At 59.4% G+C, this 764-nt stretch carries 1 protein-coding gene; it reads left to right on the top strand.

What is annotated here, in order from left to right; translation table 11 throughout:
* The first annotated feature begins 227 nt into the window (after positions 1 to 227).
* A complete protein-coding gene (locus AC1RQB_RS28230) occupies positions 228 to 668 on the top strand; it encodes a CBS domain-containing protein (RefSeq protein WP_063340970.1) in 441 nt (146 codons plus the stop codon).
* Positions 669 to 764: the final 96 nt, after the last annotated feature.

Genomic DNA, 764 nt, shown 5'->3' with positions numbered 1-764 from the left:
CTGACGCGTAGTACCTGAAAAACCGCGGTGCATTCTTCGCGGGCAAGCCACGCTCCCACAGGATTTTCGTCGCTCAAATTTCTTAACTTACCGGCATCAGGGGCGGGCTTTTACAAAGAAAAATCGCTGAATGACGCTTTTTGCGCGGTATCTGCCGCTTTCTGCCTTGCTCTGCGAGCGCGTCTCTACGATTCTTCAAGAACAACGACAACACCCGAGAAACCGCCATGAAAACCGTCGCCCAACTGCTCAAGTTAAAGGCCCAACAGAATCAGCAAGTCCACTCTATTGCACCGCATCAAATGGTGCTGGAAGCGCTGATGGTGATGGCCGCAAAAAACGTCGGCGCGTTACCGGTGCTGAAAGAGGGAAAGGTCGTCGGCATCATCAGCGAGCGTGACTATGCGCGCAAACTGGTGCTCAAGGGGCGCTCCTCTGTCGGCACACCGGTCAGCGACATCATGGTGTCGCCAGTGATCACCGTGGACACCCATCAAACCGTCGAAACCTGCATGGGCATCATGTCCGAAAAACGCCTGCGGCACTTGCCAGTGGTGGAAAACGGCGAGTTGATCGGCTTGCTGTCCATCGGCGACCTGGTCAAGGAAGCCATTGCCGAACAGGCTGAACTGATTCGCCAGTTGGAGCAGTACATTCGCGGCGAGTGATTGCGGCACACCGCAAATCCCCTTGTGGGAGCGGGGGGGGGGGGGGGGGGGGGGGGGGGGGGGGGGGGGGGGGGGGGGGGGGGGGGGGGGGGGGGG

The sequence above is a fragment of the Pseudomonas sp. GW822-FHT02E03 genome (assembly GCF_058802325.1).
This window is presented reverse-complemented; position numbering and strand designations above follow the sequence as displayed.

What these genes read in the sequence shown, in the direction of transcription:
- AC1RQB_RS28230 (WP_063340970.1), top strand. Translation starts at nt 228, where the DNA reads ATGAAAACCGTCGCCCAACTGCTCAAGTTAAAGGCCCAACAGAATCAG.